The sequence below is a fragment of the Pseudomonas sp. TH08 genome, assembly GCF_016651275.1.
Classification (GTDB): domain Bacteria; phylum Pseudomonadota; class Gammaproteobacteria; order Pseudomonadales; family Pseudomonadaceae; genus Aquipseudomonas.
Window position 1 is genome coordinate 737,122 of the sequence record NZ_JAEKEE010000004.1, and the last position, 14,466, is coordinate 751,587.

Sequence of the window (14,466 nt, forward strand, 5' to 3'; positions counted from 1 at the left end):
GGGAATGAGCAGCGGACCGGCGCTTTTTATAGGGCGGCGATTAGGCCAAGCAGTCATATCCCTATAACCGGAATTCCTCCCGGTAGGAGCTGCCGCAGGCTGCGATCTCTTAATGTTGTTTTTTAAAATCAAAGGATCGCAGCCTGCGGCAGCGCCTACCGGGGCTTACAGGTTCAGCTCGGGCGAGGTTCGATACTGATCCAGTAGGGGTTGTGCCAAAGAATGCGGATCGGTAACGAACGCTCCAGTAACTGCAACGTGCGGTCACTGTCGTCGAGTGGATAGAGGCCGCTCAAGCGCAAATCAGCCACTTCAGGGCTGACATGCACAATGCCCCGCCGGTAACGACGCAGGCTGTCAATCACCTCACTGAGCGGTTGGTCGCGAACCTCCAGCCGACCTTGCGTCCAGGCACTTTCGTGACCGTTGCTGCGTTGCAATGACAGGATGCCGAGATCGTTGAACAGCAGACTCTCGCCCGCCTCGACCACTTGCCGCGCACCGCTGGCGGTGACCACTTCGACCTGCGAATGCAACATCACCAATCGTGTGAACTCGTCGCTCTGCTGCACGAGGAATTTCGTCCCGAGCGCGCGCATTCGACCGTGTTCGGTCTCGACCACGAAGGGCCGTGACGGATCCTTCGCGACATCCACCCACAACTCGCCACTGCGCAAGGCCAGCAACCGCTGAGTGTGATCGAACAGCGGCACCACCCGACTGCGCGCATTGAGGGTCAACGCACTGCCATCCTCCAGGGTGAAATCACGCCGCTCGCCCATACCGGTCGCCAACTCTCCCGCCTCGGGCAGCCAGCCATAACGGCGCCCGAGCAGCCCGCCCAGCAGCGCCACGCCCAGCACACTCAAACTGCCGCTGATAAACCTGCGACGACTTGAAGGGGCGTTGAGGCTGTGCAGCAGGCTATGGCGTGGCACGCCGCGCAAATTCGGATTACGCAGCAAATTCAGGCCGCCGCCCATTTGCTCGATGATCTGCTGATGGCGTGGATCGGCCACACGCCAAGCCTCGAAAGCCGCACGCTCAGCGAGGCTGATGTCGCCCGACTGCAACAGCGCCATCCATTGCGCGGCTTCATCGATCACCGCTTCGTCCGGCCTCATGCCTGCATCGCCTGATAGCAGCGTTTGAACGCCTCAACCATGTATTGCTGCACGCGACTGGTGGAGACGCCGAGGCGTTGGCCAATCTCGCTGTAAGTCAAACCGTCGAGTTGATGGTAGAGAAACGCCGCTTTGGCTTTGGCTGACAGGCCATTGAGCAGGCGATCGACCGCCAGCAACGCTTCGATGACCAGTGCGCGTTCTTCCGGTGACGGATGCACCGGCTCCGGCGCCAGCGCCAGGCTTTCAAGATAGGCGCGCTCAAGGTCCTGGCGGCGCCAGCCTTCGTACACCAGCCGCCGGGCGATGGTGGTCAACAGCGCCCGTGGCTCGCGAATCGCCGTCGGGTCCGGCAGCGCCAACACCCGCAGGAAGGTTTCCGATGCAATGTCCTGCGCACTGTGCGGGCAGCCCAGCGTGCGGCCAACGGCAGCGCACAGCCAGCGATAGTCCTTTTGGAACATCTGCCCGATGATCTGGTAATGCGGGTTGTGTCCACCCATGCCTTGCTCCCTCAAACGGGTCCCACCCGCTGCGAAAAACCATCGTTCTGCCGGGATCGTCCGGCTCTGATCAGGCGCGACTGTGCAATAGCGATGCACACATTTGAAGTAATAAAAAAACATCACAAGCAAACTTTTAAGAATAAAGCGCTTCGTCGCCGCATAAACATTGGCTGACAGAACCTTGACCCGGATCACTGCCTCACGCTGAGCAGTGATTAATCTCCCCTCTCCATCGAAGGCCAGGGAAGGCTCACCGGGAGCCTGCGGCTGATCTCAATCAAGGAAGAACCCTCATGCGTCCCCTCAACATCATTCTGCTGGCGTCAGCCTTCAACGGCCTGACTCAACGTGCCTGGCTGGAGTTGCGCCAGGCCGGGCATTCGCCCAGCGTCGTGCTGTTTACCGATGAACACTCGGTGTGCGAACAGATCGAAAACAGCGACGCGGATCTGGTGATCTGCCCGTTTCTCAAGGATCGCGTACCGCAAGCGCTGTGGCGCAATACGCAGCGGCCAGTGGTGATCATCCATCCCGGCATCGTCGGCGATCGTGGCGCCAGTGCGCTGGACTGGGCCATCACCAACGAACTGCCGAGCTGGGGCGTGACCGCACTGCAGGCAGTGGAAGAAATGGATGCCGGGCCGGTGTGGGCGACGTGCGAATTCAACCTGCCGGCGGGCCTGCGCAAGTCCGAGCTGTACAACGGCCGGGTCAGCGATGCGGCGATGCTGTGCATTCGCGAGGTGCTGGAAAAATTCGTCGACGGTTTTGCCCCAGTGCCGTTGGATTACAGCAATCCCGCTGTGCGCGGGCGTTTGCAGCCGAACATGAAACAGGTCGATCGCAGCTTCACCTGGCACGATTGCGCGCGCTTCATCAAACGTTGCATTGATGCGGCGGATGGCCAACCCGGCGTGCTGGCGAGTCTGGCAGGTGGTCAGTACTACGTGTACGACGCGCACTTGGATTCGCGCACCGGCATGCCCGGCGAAATCATCGCGGTGCATGACGATGCGGTGCTGGTGGCGACCGGAGATCACAGCGTGTGGATCGGTTCCCTGCGGCGCAAACCGCAGCCGGGTGAGGAAACCTTCAAGCAACCGGCGCGGCACGTGCTGGCCGGGCAACTGGCGGAGGTGCCACACCTGGATTGGTCAATCGCCAGTCAGCCGTTCAGCGATGAGGCCTATCAGCCGATCAGCTATCGGGAGTCCGGGCATGTCGGTGAGCTGACCTTCGAGTTCTACAACGGCGCAATGAGCACCGAGCAATGCCAGCGCATGGTCGACGCACTGCGCTGGGCCAAGGCGCGAGACACCCGGGTGCTGTTGATCAAGGGCGGCCGCGGCAGTTTTTCCAATGGTGTGCATCTGAACGTGATTCAGGCCGCGCAGGATCCGGGCGCTGAGGCCTGGGCGAATATTCAGGCGATCGACGATGTCTGTGCAGAGTTGCTCAGCGCGAGGCAACTGGTGGTCAGCGGCGTGACCGGCAATGCCGGGGCCGGTGGGGTGATGCTCGCGCTGGCGGCCGACATCGTGTTTGCGCGCGCCGATATCGTGCTCAATCCGCACTACAAGAGCATGGGCCTGTATGGCTCGGAATACTGGACTTACAGCTTGCCTCGCGCGGTAGGCCCGGCCATGGCTGAGCAATTGACCCAGGCGTGTTTGCCGGTCAGCGCCAGCCAGGCGCTGCAACTGGGCATGGTCCAGGAAATCGGTCCACGCTGCCCCGACGAGTTTTCCTTGTGGCTGCTGCAACGGGCCAATGGCGTGTTGAACGATCCGACGTATGCCGCCGTGCGTGAACGCAAATCGCGGGTTGATCACGCGCTGATCCAGCAATGCCGCGAAACCGAGCTGCAAGAGATGCAGGAAGACATGCTCCACAACCGACATCAGTTCGCCGAGAAGTGCAGCCACTTCGTCTACAAACGCAAGGTTTGTGGCACTCCGGCGCGATTGATCGAGGATTGGACACGGGTACAGGAAATCGAACTGACTGACTGATCTTCGGCGTTTACGATGCCCCTATCGCTGGCAAGCCAGCTCCCACAGTTTCCGTGGCGTACCCAAGTTCTATGTACACTGCAAAACCTGTGGGAGCCTGGCTTGCCAGCGATGAACGATGACGCGGTATCCGGCGGGCACTTACAATGCGCTCACCTCAAACACCGGCCCGCCCATGGACATCGACCTCGCCCGAACCTTTCTGGAAATTGTCCGCCACGGCAGTCTCGCCGCTGCCGCGCAAAAGCTGTTCGTCACACAAACGGCCATCACCGCCCGGGTGCAAAAACTCGAAAGCCAATTGGGCAGCACGCTGTTCGTGCGCAACCGCGCCGGGGCGAAGCTGACGCCCAATGGCGAAGCCTTCGTGGTCTATGCCAATCAACTGGTGCAGACCTGGGAGGCCGCGCGCCGCGACCTGCCGCTGCCCGAGGGTTATCACAACGTGCTGCACATCGGTGGCGAAGTCAGCCTGTGCAATCCGCTGATGCTCAGTTGGGCCGCCGAACTGCGCGAAAAAATCCCCGGTCATGCGCTGCGCATGGAAATCCGCGATGGCGAAAATCTGCTGCGCCAACTGGAACTGGGTGTACTCGATGCAGCGCTGGTTTACCAGCCGGAATACTGGCCGGGTTTGCAGGTCGAACAAGTGCTGGAAGAAAAACTGATTCTGGTGCGTACGCCTGACCGTCCGGATCCCTACGTCTACATCGACTGGGGCCCGGACTTCCGTCGCCAACACGATGCCGCCCTGCCGGAAAAAGCCAAAGCCGCGCTGAGCTTCAACCTCGGCCCGCTGGCCCTGCAATACATCCTGGAAAACGGTGGCAGCGGCTACTTCCGCACCCGCGTCGTGCGCACCTACCTTGAAACCGGCGCGCTGGAACCGGTGACCAAAGCCCCGGAATTCAGCTATCCGACCTATCTGGTCTATTCGCGTGATCGCGACTCGGCGACCCTGCAACATGCCTTCAACCTGCTGCGCGAAGTGATCCATACCGATGACGACTGGTCGCAACGCTGGAATCCGCTGAGCTGAAGCTGCCGGTTTACACCGGAGCATGGCGCATGTGACCTCAAGGTCGCGCCTGCACAAATCGCCGGATCGGCTAATCTGCCGGGTAGAACAACCATACCCACAGGTGAACGCAGTGAGGCAGACCACCGAGGCATTTCGCAGCCGCTACCGTGCGGCCATCCATCCGCTGTACAACCCGTGGCTGCATGGCGCTTTCGTGCTGCTGTTCGGCGTGCTGGCCATGGGTGCATTCTGGAGCAGCGTGCAACAGGTGCGACCGCTGGAGTGGCTGACGGTGCCGCTGACCCTGCTGCTGTTCAACTTCGGCGTGTACATGGTCCATCGCCATCTCGGCCACCACAAAAAAACCTTCGCGAAAATGTTCTACGCCCGCCACGCGGGTGATCATCACAGCTTCTTCACTCCCGGCCACATGACCTTCGACAGCGCCCGCGACTGGCGAGTGATTCTGTTCCCGGCGTGGCTGATCGTGATTCATACACTGGTCATCACCCTGCCCTTGTGGTGGTTATTCGCGCAGCTGAACAGCAACGTTGCCGGGCTGTTCGGCGGCTGCATGGTGCTCGGTTATCTGGCATACGAAGTGTTTCATGCCTTTGAGCATTTGCCCCCGAGCAATCCATTGACGCGCCTGCCGTGGATTCGCCAGATGCGCCGACTGCACGAATTGCATCACCGTCGCGAGCGTATGCAAGAGCGCAACTTCAACATCGTTTTGCCACTGATGGATTACCTGTTCGGCACCCTCTACTGGGAGCCGGAAGCCGACCCTTTGCGCTATTCGAGAATGCCCATGACCCGTATGCAGCACCACATCGACATCCCTGGCGAGCCGATTGCCGTGCTCGCCTACGCCGCCAGTGTCAGCCGCTGGCCGGAATGGCACCCGTCCTCACTGAAGATCGACGGCGCGCAAGGTCCACTGCATGCCGGCTCACGCTTCGAAGAAGAGATTCATGCCGGCGGTCGTCAGGGACACTTGCGCTGGGAGGTCACCGAATACTTGCCAGGCCGGCGCTGGTGCGCGCGGGCACAAGGCGACCATGGCCTGTCGCTGCTGCTGACGTATGAATGCTCGGGCGACACGCTCGGCACGCGATTTGTCCGCACCCTCGACTATCACTTCGAGGGCTTGGGCATGCGCATTGCCAATCAGTTATTGCTCAAGCGACGGATTGATCGCGAATCGGCCGCTTCAATGCTGGCGCTGCGCGACAGGGCAGCGCAATCCATTGCATCAGCGAGTGCCAGCGCATGAAGCTGCGGCGTCTGTTGCTGCTGCTGATCATCCTCGTCATCGCTTTTTTACTGCTGATGCCCACCAGGGTCGAGCCGGTGGCCTGGAAACCGCAGGCAGCACCATCGCTTGAGAGCGGCACCTACGCCGAGAACCAGAAGCTCAAAGGCGCGGTACGGGTCGGCCCGAACGACATCGAAGGCCCGGAGGCGCTGCTGCTGGAAGGCGACTTTCTGATCACCGGGCTGCATGACGGTCGACTGCTGCGCACCAGCCTCGACGGCAAGGAACGCCAGGTACTTGCCGACACGGGCGGACGGCCGCTGGGCTTGGCCCGTCACCCGAACGGTTTGCTGGTGATCGCCGACGGAGTCAAGGGTTTGCTCTCACTCGACGCGCAAGGACGCCTGATCCCTCTGACCAATGCAGCCAATGGCCTGGCCTTCGGTTTCACCGATGACGTGGCCATCGACGAATCCGGGCATTACGCTTATTTCAGCGACGCCACCAGTCGCTGGGGTTACGGCCACGACGGCGAGGCGATTATCGAACACGGCGGCGACGGGCGTTTGCTGCGCTATGACTTCCAGACCGGCAAGACCAGCGTATTGCTCGACAAACTGGAGTTCGCCAATGGTGTGACCCTCGGTCCCGATGATGCCTATGTGCTGGTCAACGAAACCGGTGCCTACCGCATCAGCCGCTTCTGGCTGACCGGGCCCAAGGCGGGCACCCACGACCTGTTCATCGACAACCTGCCTGGACTGCCAGACAACCTCGCGTTCAATGGCAGCGACCGCTTCTGGGTGGCGCTGTATGCGCCGCGCAATGCCTTGCTCGATGGCACCGCCGGGCATCCGTTCGTACGCAAGATGATTGTCCGGGCGCTGACCGTGCTGCCGAAACCGGTGGAAAAGCGCGGGTTTGCGCTGGGGCTGGATTTGCAGGGCAAGGTGATCGCCAATTTGCAGGATGCCAGTAGCGGGAATTATTCGCCGATTACCACGGTTCGCGAATATGGCGACTGGTTGTATTTCGGCTCGTTGAAGGCGACGCATATGGCGCGGTTGCCGTTGGCTGAAGCCTTGAAGTGAGGCTGGTGTTTTGGTGTCGGATTAACTGACGCCATCGCTGGCAAGCCAGCTCCCACAGGTACTGGATCGTTCGCACTATCTGTTAACGACAAAGATCCTTGTAGGAGCTGAGCTTGCTCGCGAAAGCGGTCTGTCAGTTGCTGGACTTGTCGAATTTTTCCGGATCTTCGTCTTCCGGCAAATCCTCATCCGGCTCATCAGGATGGGCCGTGGTGTGCGCCGGGCTATTGGGTTCAGGATGCGTCGGAACCGGGTCAAAAGCGCCCTGCTCTTCACTGGGGAATTTGGGATCGTTCATAAGGCACCTCGCAAAAAGTCAGTGATTGCAGACTCTGAACATTGGAGGTGCCAGTGGTTGACGTCGTTCCAGTCAATTCACCACCGAGCGTCGATGGTGCGACTGGCGGTCAGGATCGGGCCTGTAATTGCTCGACGATCTTGTCTTTGACTTGCAAGCGTTTCTCTTTGAGTTTTTTCAGCGTGTCGTCGCTGGGTGCATCCGAGGTCGCCGTCTCGGCCTTGACTACCTCGGCATCCGCTTGGGAATACTTGTTGATCAGTGCGTCCAGATGTGGATCCGCGGTGCGTTTTTGCTGGATCTCTTCCTTCGTCAGTTTCAAATCCTGTAACAAGTCATGGGTCACCGGCATGGAACACCTCCGTCAATTGATCGGCTGGTCAACGCGACCGATTGCGCTGGCCAGTGATCAGAATGGCCTTGGTCAGGTCATTCTGTCGACCACCTGTCAGACCAGCGGTGCCCGTTCGTCGCCCTGTCGCAAATGCGATAAAACCTTTGCTTGAAGCTTTCCCTCCATTGAGTAACACCGACAATAACCTGCGTGGAGATACACCAATGGACGGATTCAACCTGCGTCACCTAGTGCTGGCTGTCGCTTTGAGCACCGGCATGGGCAGCGCGTTCGCTGCCACTTCCAATACCTTCGTCGACAATGCCGCTGCGGGTGGCATCGCCGAAATCGAAACCAGTCGCCTGGCACTGGAAAAGAGTTCATCGGCTGACATCAAAGAATTCGCCAACATGATGATCACCGATCACGGCAAGGCCAACGATGAGCTGGCGAGCATTGCCCAGTCCAACGACATCAAGGTTCCGGACACGACAACCCTGGTCAAGCAGGCCAAGGAAAAAATCCTCGACATGCGCGATGAATCTTTCGATGCGGCCTACGCCAATAATCAGGTCAAGGCCCACGAAGAGACCATCGAGCTGTTCAAGAAAGAAGCCAACACCGTGACTGACGACAAGGTCAAAGGCGCCACCGAACTGAAAGCCTTTGCACAGAAAATGCTCCCGGCGCTGGAAAAACACCTCGCCGCCGCGAAAGAACTGCAAGCCAAACATCCAAGCAAATAACCGCCGTAAAAAATCAGGCCGCATCCCGTGGATGCGGCCTGTTCATGTCTGAAACGATTAACCGCCGTCAGTATCGATATCGGCATCCGTTTCCTCACCCGGCTTCGCACGATCTGGCTGCGGTTCGAAGCCCGGACTGAATTCATTATCGTTGTCCGTATTTTTGCTCTTCTGATCCACTGCAGGATCGGCACTTTGTGCCTGATCGCCCTCGCCTTGTTGCTGCGTGGGTGCGGGTTGCCCAGGGACTTGTGGGTCGATCGCCGGGTCATTACGATTGATTGGCTCCGCGGATTGGTTTTGCTCGTTCATAAGCACCTCGTAGGTCAAAGCGGGCGCGACCGAAACCCGCCGGGCCTTGAAGATTCGAAGCCTGCGGGTGGGCAATCGTTCAAAAGATCGCTGCAAACGGCCACGCCGACTAGAGTTACCGGGAAGTTCTTTGCGCCAAATCAAAAATATCCGCGTCGGAACGAACAACTATTTCAAACGGCAAATGTCACTGACAGCGCGCCGATCATTTTTTCTGAAATCGGCCCCCATTTCGCTACGGAGCAACAGGCACATGGCAGCACTGCAGAACAGCACACTCGATGCGATGAAGAACAAACAAAACCAACTGCTGGGCGAATGGATCAATGGCCTGGAAGCCAGCGGCGCCACCCGCAACCTGAAAGACCACGATGTGCGGCAGCAGACTGGCGAGTTCCTGCAACTGGTGGTCAGCGGTCTGGAGAATGACAACGGCAACAACATCAACGCACCGGGCTGGGAAAGCACCCGCCAGTTTCTTGAAAAACTCTCCCACAGCCGCGCCATGCTGGGTCAGGATTCGCAGCAGACCGCCAGCTTCATCTTCGCCCTTAAAGGCCCGCTGTTCGCCTTGCTCCAGGCGCATTACCACGACCAACCGGCGCTGCTCGCCGAACAGCTCTGGGAAATCTCCGAACTGCTCGACGCCCTCGGCCTGCACACCATCCGTACCTTCCAGAAATCCCGCGAAGCGGTGATCAAGCGTCAACAGGAAGAGCTGCTGGAACTGTCGACACCAGTGGTCAAGCTGTGGGACGGCGTTCTGGCGCTGCCGATGATCGGTACGCTGGACTCGCAACGCACCCAAGTGGTGATGGAATCGCTGCTGCAACGCATCGTCGACACCGGTTCGGAAATTGCCATTATCGACATCACTGGCGTGCCCACCGTTGACACCCTCGTCGCCCAGCACCTGCTGAAAACCGTCACGGCCATCCGCCTGATGGGCGCCGATTGCATCATCAGCGGCGTGCGCCCGCAGATCGCACAAACCATCGTCCACCTCGGGCTTGACCTGCAAGGCGTGGTGACCAAGGCCAATCTGGCCGACGCGCTGAAACTCGCGCTGACACGCCTGGGCATCAGCCTCGGCAAAGCGGTCTGAGCCGATGGAACGTATCCCGATTCTGCAAATGGGCGACTTTCTGCTGGTGACCATTCAGGTCGACATGCATGATCAGCTCGCCCTGACCCTTCAGGATGATTTGTCCGAGCGCATCAGCAAAACCTCGGCGCGCGGGGTCTTGATCGACATCTCGGCGCTGGACATGGTCGACTCGTTCATCGGCCGGATGATCGGCACGATTTCCGGTCTGTCGAAAATCATGGATGCCGAAACCATGCTGGTCGGCATGCAACCGGCCGTGGCGATCACGCTGGTCGAGCTGGGCCTGACGTTGCCGGGCGTCAGCACGGCATTGAACGTCGAGCGCGGCATGAAACTGCTGCAGGAACGAGTACGCCAGCAATGAGCGTGCGCAGCAGCGGTACTCAAGCGATCAACATCGAACAGGACGTGGTGCTGGCGCGTCAGACCGCGCGCAAACTGTGTACCGAGTGCGGCATGCGTCTGATCGATCTGACCAAACTGGTGACCGCCGTCAGCGAGCTGGCGCGCAACACCATGGTTTACGGCGGTGGCGGTGACATGGACTGGCAGATCCTCGATGAAAACGGCCGGGTCGGGCTGCGCCTGACCTTCCGTGATGAAGGCCCCGGCATACCTGACATCAAACTGGCGATGACCGACGGTTGGACCTCCGGCAGTGGTATGGGCCTTGGCCTGACCGGCGCGAAACGGCTGGTCGACGAGTTCGAACTGGAAACCGAACCCGGCAAAGGCACTCGCATAACGATTACCCGATGGACATGAATATCAGCGGGTCATTGACCCAAGTACTGCTGATCGAAGACAGCAGCCAGATCGGCTATGCCCGACGCACCGCGCAACGCCTCGCCGAACAACATGGTTTTGGTGAAAGTGACGCCGGCCGCGTGGCATTGGTGGCCACGGAACTGGCGAGCAACGTGCTCAAGCATGCTGGCCGTGGCGAACTGCACCTGCGCCTGTTGCCGCGTCAGGGTGATGCCGGCATCGAGTTGCTGGCGGTCGATCGTGCGCAAGGTTTTGACCTTGATGCGTGCCTGACCGACGGTTTTTCCACCGGCGGCACGCAGGGCATCGGCCTCGGCGCCGTGGCACGCCAGGCCAACATCTTTGATGTGTATGCCGACCACCGCGGCGCCGTGCTGCTCGCCCGTCTGTATCCGCGCAACGACCGTCAGCCGGACCTGCCCTACGGCGTCAGTCAGCATTCACTGCACAACGATCCGGCCTGCGGTGACGTCTGGCATCTGGCCTACCATCGCGGCGACATCTGCGCGCTGATCATCGACGGGCTCGGACACGGTGAAGAAGCCGAGCGCGCTGCCCGGGCCGGCGAGCGCGCCTTTGCCGAGGCGCCGTTCAGCGCACCGGTGACACTGATGGAAGACATGCACCGCGATATGATCGGCAGTCGGGGCGGCGCCGTGGCGTTTGCGCAGTTTCACGTCGATCGCGCCAGCCTGACGTTTGCCGGTGTCGGCAACATCGGCGCCAGCCTGATCGCTGCCGACAAGTCCCGTGGTCTGGCCTCACATCCAGGGATCGTTGGCGGTCAATACCGAAAAGCCCAGCCCTTTGACTATGCTCACGTGAACGGACATCTATTGATCATGTACAGCGACGGCTTGCAGTCCCGTTGGAACCTTCAAGACTACCCCGGCCTGGTGCACCGCCATCCCGCCGTGATAGCCAGCGTCCTGCACCGCGATTTCTCGCGCGGACGCGACGATGTAACGGTGCTGGTCGTTGCCCTGGAGGCCGCCCATGGCTGAGTCGCCCATCTTGAGCAATGCCGAACAGGCTGCGCTCATCGCGCAGTTGCAGAGCGAATCCGCCGCCCTGCGCGAAGAACTCGACGAGACCAATCAGGGCGTGCTGGCCTTGTACGCCGAACTCGACACCCAGGCAGAGGAATTGCGCCAGGCTTCCGATTTGAAAAGCCGCTTCCTCTCCTACATGAGCCATGAGTTCCGCACGCCGCTGGGGTCGATCCTGAGCATCAACAGCCTGCTTGCCGATGAACTCGACGGCCCGCTCAGCCCCGAGCAGCACAAGCAGGTGGCATTCGTCAGCACTGCCGCTCGCGAGCTGAGCGACATGGTCGATGACTTGCTCGATCTGGCGAAAATCGAGGCCGGACGCATCAGCATTTCCCCGGCATGGTTCGACATGTTCGACCTGTTCTCCGCCCTGCGCGGGATGTTCCGGCCGATCGTCGATGCGACGGCGGTCGATCTGATCTTCGAAGAACCGAACGGCCTGCCGCGCCTGTACACCGATGACAAAAAACTCGCACAGATCCTGCGCAACTTCATTTCCAACTCGCTGAAGTTCACCACCCGTGGCGAAGTGCGGGTTTCGGCGCGACTGGAAGGCGCCGACAAAGTGCGCTTTGCCGTCAGCGACACCGGAATCGGTATCGCTCCCGAGCTACATGGCGCATTGTTCGAAGACTTTTCCCAGGTCGACTCACCCTTGCAGAAACGCCTGCGTGGCACCGGCCTGGGTCTGTCGCTGTGTAAGCGTTTCGCAGCCCTGTTGGGCGGTGAGGTCGGGGTGGAAAGCGCGCCGGGGGTCGGTTCGACCTTTTTCGTGATCATTCCGCTGGCGATCGCTCTGGAGAACGTCGATGAAACGTGACATCCGCCTGTTGATCGTCGATGACAACGTCGCCACTCGCTACGCCCTGCGCCGGCGGCTGGAGCGTCACGGCTATGAAGTGCTGGAGGCTGGCACCGGCACTGAAGGGCTGGCGCTGATCGAAAGTGAGCCGCTGGATGCGCTTATCCTCGACGTCAACCTGCCGGACATGAGCGGGTTCGACATCGTGCGTATTCTGCGCGCCGACACGCGCACGGCGTTGCTGCCGGTGATCCATGTGTCTGCCGCGTCGATCCAGACCGGCGACATCATCACTGGCCTGGACGCGGGCGCCGATGCCTATCTGATTCATCCGGTTGATCCGGACGTGCTGCTGGCGACACTGCGCACGTTGTTGCGCGTACGCGACACGGAAAACGCGTTGCGCGAGAGCGAGGCGCGCTTTCGCGAGATTTTCGTCAACGTTTCGGCACCTATCGCGGTGCTCGATGCGAATCTGAAGGTGCATGAGTGCAACCACGCTTTTGCCCAGCTGATTCTTGATAATCGCAACCCGCAAACCCTGAATGAATGCTTTGCCGACGATCAAAGCGCAATCCTCAATGAGCTGCGCCTGCGACTGGTCGACGGCGAGCGCTGGAAAGGCACGCTGAACATGCGTGTCCAAGGGGAGATTCGCGAAACCGAGTGGCAGATTTCACCGTATCGCACGCCAGAGCTGAGCCTGGTGTTCGTCGAGGACGTTACCGAACACCGTCACCGCGAACGCTCGCACCTGGCGCGGCTGGACGACACCACCACGCAACTGGCCAAGGAAGTCGCCGAGCGCGTGCGGGCCGAGGCGCAGCTGCTGCAAGTGCAGAAAATGGATGCGCTGGGCAAACTCACCGGCGGCATCGCTCACGACTTCAACAATCTGCTGACGGGCATCATCACCAGCCTGGAGTTGATCCAGAAACGGATCGCCGACGCGCGTCTGGATAAAGTGCAGTTTTACACCGAAGCCGCGCTGAACTCGGCCATGAGTGCCGCGTCGCTTACCCACCGGCTGTTGGCCTTTGCCCGTCAGCAACCGCTGGACACGCGGCCGGTGGACATTAACGAGCAGGTGCGTTCGCTGGAGGAATTGCTGGTACGAACCATCGGTGAGCGGATCAACCTCAAGCTTGAGTTGACCAACAAACCGGCGATCGCTCTGGTTGACCCGGTGCAACTGGAAAGCGCGGTGCTGAACCTGGTGATCAACGCCCGTGATGCCTTGCCCACGGGTGGCAACATCTGGGTCAACACCTACGCCGCTTACTCGCACGGAGATCCGAACCTGGCCGATGGTGCGTATGTCGCATTGTCGGTGCGCGATGACGGTACCGGGATCGAGCACAACGTGATCGATAAGGTGTTCGATCCGTTTTTCACCACCAAACCCCTGGGTCAGGGCACCGGATTGGGGCTGTCGACAATCTATGGTTTCGCCCGGCAATCGGGTGGCGATGCACACATTCGCAGCGTGGCTCGGCGCGGCACGGAAGTGACGATCATGTTGCCGGCCACCAGCGATCCGACGGGGGCGGATGTCCCTGCACCCGTCGTCAATCCCCAAGGCACCGGCGAACACGTGCTGATTGTCGAGGACATGCCGTCGGTGCGGATGTTTGTCACGGAAGTGCTGGAGGACGCTGGCTACCACTGTACCCAGGCGGCGGATATCGAAACGGCGCTGGAGCGATTGCAGAATGATCCGTCGATCAACCTGCTGCTGACCGATGTGGGTTTGCCGCGCATGAGCGGGCGTGAGTTGGCGGACGTTGCGCGGGGTTGGCGTGAGGCTCTGCCGATTCTGTTCATGACCGGCTATGCGGAAACGGCGATCAATCGTCAGGTATTTCTCGGCAGCGGCATGGACATGCTGGTCAAGCCGTTTCAAATCAGCGAACTGCTCGACAAGGTCCGCCGTACCCTCGACGGCGCCTGACCCACGCTATCGCTGGCAAGCCAGCTCCCACAGGTTTTGCGGTGTACTCAAAAATCAGTACACCCCAATCACTGTAGGAGCTG

General features: G+C 60.2%; 17 protein-coding genes. 12 read left to right on the forward strand and 5 right to left on the reverse strand.

Annotated features, from left to right (window positions below; all coding sequences use genetic code 11):
* Positions 1-173 precede the first annotated feature (173 nt).
* Positions 174-1,124 carry a FecR domain-containing protein gene (locus tag JFT91_RS20315; RefSeq protein WP_201233636.1) on the reverse strand — a complete coding sequence of 317 codons (951 nt, stop codon included), beginning with the start codon at positions 1,122-1,124 and terminating at the stop codon, positions 174-176.
* Positions 1,121-1,627, reverse strand: coding sequence for a sigma-70 family RNA polymerase sigma factor (locus JFT91_RS20320; RefSeq protein ID WP_201225371.1), 507 nt, complete (start codon positions 1,625-1,627; stop codon positions 1,121-1,123). Before JFT91_RS20320 ends, JFT91_RS20315 begins: the two co-directional genes overlap by 4 nt.
* 296 nt (positions 1,628-1,923) lie before the next feature.
* Between JFT91_RS20320 and JFT91_RS20325 the strand changes: the two genes are divergently transcribed.
* The 4 genes from JFT91_RS20325 to JFT91_RS20340 all read left to right on the forward strand — a co-directional run bounded on the left by JFT91_RS20325 (position 1,924) and on the right by JFT91_RS20340 (position 7,012).
* Positions 1,924-3,642 carry a hydrogenase maturation protein gene (locus JFT91_RS20325; RefSeq protein WP_201233637.1) on the forward strand — a complete coding sequence of 573 codons (1,719 nt, stop codon included), beginning with the start codon at positions 1,924-1,926 and terminating at the stop codon, positions 3,640-3,642.
* Between the two features lie 175 nt (positions 3,643-3,817).
* Complete coding sequence (locus tag JFT91_RS20330; protein ID WP_201225367.1) at positions 3,818-4,681, forward strand: LysR family transcriptional regulator; 864 nt, start codon at positions 3,818-3,820, stop codon at positions 4,679-4,681.
* Positions 4,682-4,793: 112 nt separating this feature from the next.
* Entirely contained in the window at positions 4,794-5,939 is a 1,146-nt protein-coding gene (locus JFT91_RS20335) for an SRPBCC family protein (RefSeq protein ID WP_201233638.1), read from the forward strand.
* On the forward strand, positions 5,936-7,012 hold the full coding sequence (locus JFT91_RS20340) for an SMP-30/gluconolactonase/LRE family protein (protein ID WP_201233639.1): 1,077 nt from the start codon (positions 5,936-5,938) through the stop codon (positions 7,010-7,012). Before JFT91_RS20335 ends, JFT91_RS20340 begins: the two co-directional genes overlap by 4 nt.
* A gap of 133 nt (positions 7,013-7,145) precedes the next feature.
* Here the strand turns inward: JFT91_RS20340 and JFT91_RS20345 are convergent, their stop codons facing one another.
* Together JFT91_RS20345 and JFT91_RS20350 are read right to left on the reverse strand one after the other, a co-directional pair.
* Positions 7,146-7,310 carry a hypothetical protein gene (locus JFT91_RS20345; RefSeq protein ID WP_201203212.1) on the reverse strand — a complete coding sequence of 55 codons (165 nt, stop codon included), beginning with the start codon at positions 7,308-7,310 and terminating at the stop codon, positions 7,146-7,148.
* A gap of 109 nt (positions 7,311-7,419) precedes the next feature.
* Complete coding sequence (locus tag JFT91_RS20350; protein ID WP_077573170.1) at positions 7,420-7,662, reverse strand: HP1242/YdcH family protein; 243 nt, start codon at positions 7,660-7,662, stop codon at positions 7,420-7,422.
* Here JFT91_RS20350 and JFT91_RS20355 point away from each other — a divergent pair.
* Positions 7,661-7,816, forward strand: a complete 156-nt coding sequence (locus JFT91_RS20355) for a hypothetical protein (protein WP_201233640.1) — start codon at positions 7,661-7,663, stop codon at positions 7,814-7,816. The two genes, JFT91_RS20350 and JFT91_RS20355, sit on opposite strands and share 2 nt — an antisense overlap.
* Before the next feature lie 52 nt (positions 7,817-7,868).
* Positions 7,869-8,390 (forward strand): DUF4142 domain-containing protein, encoded by a 522-nt coding sequence (locus JFT91_RS20360; RefSeq protein WP_201225359.1) that lies wholly within the window; start codon positions 7,869-7,871, stop codon positions 8,388-8,390.
* A 57-nt stretch (positions 8,391-8,447) separates the two neighbouring features.
* On the opposite strand, the gene JFT91_RS20365 is transcribed toward JFT91_RS20360, so the two are convergent.
* Complete coding sequence (locus JFT91_RS20365) at positions 8,448-8,702, reverse strand: hypothetical protein (RefSeq protein ID WP_201233641.1); 255 nt, start codon at positions 8,700-8,702, stop codon at positions 8,448-8,450.
* A gap of 253 nt (positions 8,703-8,955) precedes the next feature.
* Here JFT91_RS20365 and JFT91_RS20370 point away from each other — a divergent pair, with 253 nt between their 5' ends.
* From JFT91_RS20370 to JFT91_RS20395, 6 genes are read left to right on the forward strand one after another with little or no spacing between them, the layout of a single operon-like run.
* The gene (locus JFT91_RS20370) at positions 8,956-9,807 is read left to right on the forward strand and encodes an STAS domain-containing protein (RefSeq protein ID WP_201203207.1); all 852 of its coding nucleotides are present in this window, start codon (positions 8,956-8,958) and stop codon (positions 9,805-9,807) included.
* A 4-nt stretch (positions 9,808-9,811) separates the two neighbouring features.
* Complete coding sequence (locus JFT91_RS20375) at positions 9,812-10,174, forward strand: STAS domain-containing protein (RefSeq protein WP_025112567.1); 363 nt, start codon at positions 9,812-9,814, stop codon at positions 10,172-10,174.
* Positions 10,171-10,575 (forward strand): anti-sigma regulatory factor, encoded by a 405-nt coding sequence (locus JFT91_RS20380; RefSeq protein WP_201203206.1) that lies wholly within the window; start codon positions 10,171-10,173, stop codon positions 10,573-10,575. Before JFT91_RS20375 ends, JFT91_RS20380 begins: the two co-directional genes overlap by 4 nt.
* On the forward strand, positions 10,572-11,582 hold the full coding sequence (locus JFT91_RS20385) for an ATP-binding protein (RefSeq protein WP_201205247.1): 1,011 nt from the start codon (positions 10,572-10,574) through the stop codon (positions 11,580-11,582). The genes JFT91_RS20380 and JFT91_RS20385 overlap by 4 nt, the downstream gene beginning before the upstream one ends.
* Entirely contained in the window at positions 11,575-12,450 is an 876-nt protein-coding gene (locus JFT91_RS20390) for a sensor histidine kinase (protein WP_201203205.1), read from the forward strand. Before JFT91_RS20385 ends, JFT91_RS20390 begins: the two co-directional genes overlap by 8 nt.
* Positions 12,440-14,383, forward strand: coding sequence for a PAS domain-containing hybrid sensor histidine kinase/response regulator (locus JFT91_RS20395; protein ID WP_201233642.1), 1,944 nt, complete (start codon positions 12,440-12,442; stop codon positions 14,381-14,383). Before JFT91_RS20390 ends, JFT91_RS20395 begins: the two co-directional genes overlap by 11 nt.
* Positions 14,384-14,466: the final 83 nt, after the last annotated feature.